3 protein-coding genes are annotated in these 4,279 nt (G+C 66.1%); all 3 read right to left on the bottom strand.

The window, feature by feature from the left end; translation table 11 throughout:
- Nucleotides 1–1,154: AMP-dependent synthetase/ligase (locus tag ABWP09_RS13780; protein WP_353205696.1), on the bottom strand; the 1,154-nt coding region annotated here is incomplete at its 3' end.
- A gap of 95 nt (nucleotides 1,155–1,249) precedes the next feature.
- Nucleotides 1,250–2,995, bottom strand: coding sequence for a gamma-glutamyltransferase (gene ggt / locus ABWP09_RS13775; RefSeq protein ID WP_353205695.1), 1,746 nt, complete (start codon nucleotides 2,993–2,995; stop codon nucleotides 1,250–1,252).
- Nucleotides 2,996–3,027: 32 nt separating this feature from the next.
- A complete protein-coding gene (locus tag ABWP09_RS13770) occupies nucleotides 3,028–4,062 on the bottom strand; it encodes a quinone-dependent dihydroorotate dehydrogenase (RefSeq protein ID WP_353205694.1) in 1,035 nt (344 codons plus the stop codon).
- Nucleotides 4,063–4,279: the final 217 nt, after the last annotated feature.

The raw sequence follows: 4,279 nt of genomic DNA, 5'->3' as shown, positions 1-4,279 counted from the left end.
GGCGGCCCGACCGTGTCCATCTTGAGCCCGACCTTGGGGCGATTGCACGAGATGACAGGCGCTGCTTCGGTCTGGCCATAGCCTTGCAGGACGGTGACGCCGATCGCTTCAAAGAACGTGCCGATTTCGGGCGTCAACGGCGCGCCGCCCGCGACCAGTGCCTTGATCCGCCCGCCGAAGCGCTGCGCGACCTTCGGGCGCAGCGTCGCGCCGAGGATCACGTCCATCGGTCGGTCGAGCAGACCGGCATTGCCCGCGGCCTTCTTCGCCCCCAGCACTTGCGCGCGGGCGAGCAGGAAGCGCGAGAGCTTGCCTTGCTTCTCGACCGCTTTCGAAATGCGCGTGCGCAACACTTCGAACAGGCGCGGCACCACGACCATCAGCGTCGGGCGGACTTCCTCCATATTGGCGGCGAGCTTGTCGAGGCCCTCGCTATAATAGATTTGCGCGCCGAGCCCGACGGGAAAAAACTGTCCGCCGGTGTGTTCATAGGCGTGGCTGAGCGGGAGGAAAGACAGGAAGATCTCGTCGTCCCAGCCGAAATCCTCCGAGATCACGGTACAGCAACCATTGACGTTGTGGAGGATAGCGCCGTGATGCTGCATCACTCCGCGCGGTGCGCCGCCGGTGCCGCTGGTGTAGATGATGCAGGCGGTATCCTGGCGCTGCGCAGTGGCGACGATGCTGGCAGGATCGGCGGCATGTTTGGCGAGCAGCGTGTTCCACTGGTGGAATTCGAGCGCGCCCGATTGCGTCGCGCGCAAATCCTCAATGCCGATGACGATCTTCGCGCTGCTCGCGCGGATCGCGGCGGGGAGCAGCGTTTTGGCGAGTTTCGCGGTCGAGACGATCACCGCCTTCGCGCCCGAATTTTCGATGATGTGGGTGTGGTCGCGCTCGGTATTGGTGGTGTAAGTCGGCACGGTGATGCACCCCGCCGCCATGATCGCGAGATCGGCGATGCACCATTCGGGGCGGTTTTCGCTGACCAGCATCACCCGGTCGCCGCTTTCCAGCCCGATCGCCTCCAGGCCAGCAGCAATGCTCGCGACCTGACGCGCGGTCTCGGCCCAGCTGCGCGAGACCCAGACGCCGTCGGCCTTGTGCCACAGGAACGGCGCTTCGCCTTTTTCGGCAGCACGCGTGAGGAACATGGTGACGAGGTTAGGGAAATGTTCGAGGGTACGGACGGTCTTGGTCAAGGGTCTCTCCCGGGGCGAGCGTGCCGTGTTCGGCTACGCGGATAGGATTATTCGGGCGGGCGGATCGCGATCGAGCGGACGATCTGCGTGGTCTGGCCGTCCTCGCGGATCGCAACGCCTTCGCTGCGCGGATCGGCGGCCCCGATCCATTGGCCGCGCACGCGCTCGATCGCATTGGCTTTGAGGCCCAGCGGCGCGCTGATCACTTGCTCGCCGAGCGCCTGTAGCGCGGGGAGCATCGCATCGAGCTGCGTGCCTTTCTCGGCGATGGCGTTGCGCTGTGGCGCATAGAGCAAGCCGAGCCCGATCGCATCCTGTCCTGGCAGCTTCCAGTCGAGCACCGCGACCAGCGCCTTGGCGACTTGCGCGATGATCGTCGATCCGCCCGCCGCGCCGATCGCGATGCGGACCTTGCCGTCGGGGCCGTAAACGATCGTCGGCGACATCGAGCTGCGTGGACGCTTGCCGCCCTGCACGCGGTTGGCGACGAAATAGCCGCCCTTGGCCGGCACAAAATCGAAATCGGTCAGTTGGTTGTTGAGCATCGTGCCATCGACCGACAACCCCGAGCCGAACGAGCTTTCGATCGTCGTGGTGACTTCGGCGACATTGCCGCGACGGTCGACCGCAACGAGGTCGGTCGTGCCGGGCAAATCGGCATTGGGGGCGGCGACGCGCGGCGGCGCGCCGGGGGGTGTGCCGGGGGCGATCGCGGTGATGCTGCGCTCGGGCGAGATCAGCGCTGAACGCGCCGCGAGATAGGTCGGATCGAGCAGCCCTTTGATCGGAACGGTCACATGATCGGGATCCCCGAGGTACAAGTCGCGATCGGCATAAGCGAGCCGCGAGGATTCGGCGAACAGGTGCCACGCGACGGGCGAATTCTTGCCCAGCTCCGCCATGTCAAAGCGTTCGAGCTGCTTGAGGATCATCAGCACCGCGATCCCGCCCGACGACGGCGGGCCCATGCCGCAAATTTTGTACACGCGGTACGTGCCGCAGACAGGGGCACGTTCCTTGGCGCGGTAGCTGGCGAGATCGGCAAGCGTCATTTTGGACGGGTTCTTGCTCGCGCCATTGACCGTGGCGATGATCTTCGCGGCGACCGGGCCGGTGTAGAAGGCGTTAGGACCCTTGGTGGCAATCGCGCTGAACAAGGCGGCTTGTTCGGGATTTTTCAGGATCGTGCCGGTTGCGACCGCCTTGCCGTCGCTCGCGAAGAAATGCGCCTTCGCCCACGGGTCGATGTGATTGCCATTACTGCCGATCCCGCCATGCAGTCGCGGGCTGACCGCGAAGCCGTCGCGCGCCAGCTTGATCGCCGGGCCGAACAGGGTGGCCCAAGGCAGCTTGCCATAGCGTTGATGCGCCAGCGCCATCATCCGGATATTGCCCGGCACACCGACGCTGCGTCCGCCGGGAATCGCGGTGAAGACGGGCAGCGGCTTGCCGTCGGCACCGTAAAACCATTGCGCATCGGCAGCAGCAGGGGCCTGCTCGCGCCCGTCAAAGCTGCTGAGCTTGCCGGTCAACGCATCGTGATAGACCATGAAACTGCCGCCGCCGATGCCGCTGCTTTGCGGCTCGACGACGTTGAGCGCGAGCATCGTCGCGATCGCCGCATCGGTCGCGCTGCCGCCTTTGCGCAGGATTTCGACGCCCGCCGCCGCGGCGCGCGGATCGGCTGCGCTGATCATGCCAAGACTGGTGGGCGCGCGGGGCAGGGTGCGCTTCGCCTCCGCCACGGTGGGCGCGAGCAACAGGAGCGGGAGGGATAAGAGCAGCTTGTTCATAGCCGCGAACGGTAACGGTCGGGGACGCTACGTCAACCAGTGCCGACCGCGTCGGCGACCGTGGCGAAGCCGTCGCGCTTCAGGTTTGCGGCCAGCCCGCGGACAATGCGACGCGCCAGGCCGGGGCCGTGATAGACCAAGGCAGTGTACAGCTGCACTAGGCTCGCGCCGCTGCGGATGCGGGCATAGGCTTCGTCGGCGCTGTCGATTCCACCAACCGAAATCAGTGGCATAGTGCCGCCGGTCGCGCTGCGGAAATCGGCGAGGCGCAGTCGGGCGAGGCTGGCGAGCGGTGCGCCGGACAGGCCGCCGCCTTCGCCGGCATGGGGGGAGCGGAGCGCAGGGCGCGAAACGGTCGTGTTGCTGACAATCAGCGCGTCGATATGGTGGTCGACCGCGGCACGCGCGATCGCGTCGATCGCCGCTGTATCGAGATCGGGCGCGACCTTCAGGAACAGCCGCGGGCGCGCGATCGGCGCACGCCGCGCCGCGTCGCACGCGGCGAGCAGATCGGTCAGGTCGGAGCCATGCTGTAAATCGCGTAAGCCCGGCGTGTTGGGGGAGCTGATATTGACGGTGATGTAATCCGCGACCTGCGCCGCTGCAGAGACGCCGTACACATAATCGGCGATGCGGTCGGCGGCATCCTTGTTCGCGCCGACATTGATGCCGAGGATCCCGCGCCGCTTTGCCGCCACCGCACGCGGCAAAGCAGCGTCGATCCCGCCATTGTTGAAGCCCATGCGGTTGATCACCGCCGCATCCTCGACCAGCCGGAACAGCCGCGGTCGCTGATTGCCCGGCTGCGGCAGCGGGGTCAGCGTGCCGATCTCGACGCTGCCGAAGCCGAGCCCGAAAAACCCGTCGATCGCGCGTCCGTCCTTGTCGACTCCTGCCGCCAGCCCGACCGGATTGGGGAAGTCGAGGCCCGCGACCGTGGTTCGCAAACTCGCGGCGTCGCGACCGCGCGGAAGGCGTGGGACCGCCGCGAGCAGCTGGATCGTGAGAGTATGTGCACGCTCCGCTTCAAGCGCGAACACAGCGGGGCGGAGGAGCGAAAACAGCATCGTGCGAGCAGATGGCATTGGTGCGGGGCAAGGTCAAAGGTCGGTCGGTCGTTTCGGTCCGGCTCGGCGTTGCAGCGCGAAGACGGGAAAAAGCAAAAAAGGCGCAGATGGTCGCGATGTCGCGCCGTGGCGTGGCGACTCCATACAATACAACGGGCCCTGAAAGGAGTTGAACAGTGGCCCAACCCAAGAGGCTGCTGCACAGCGGCCTCGTTCC

Source organism: Sphingomonas sp. (assembly GCF_040398505.1).
Taxonomy (GTDB): domain Bacteria; phylum Pseudomonadota; class Alphaproteobacteria; order Sphingomonadales; family Sphingomonadaceae; genus Sphingomonas.
This window is presented reverse-complemented; position numbering and strand designations above follow the sequence as displayed.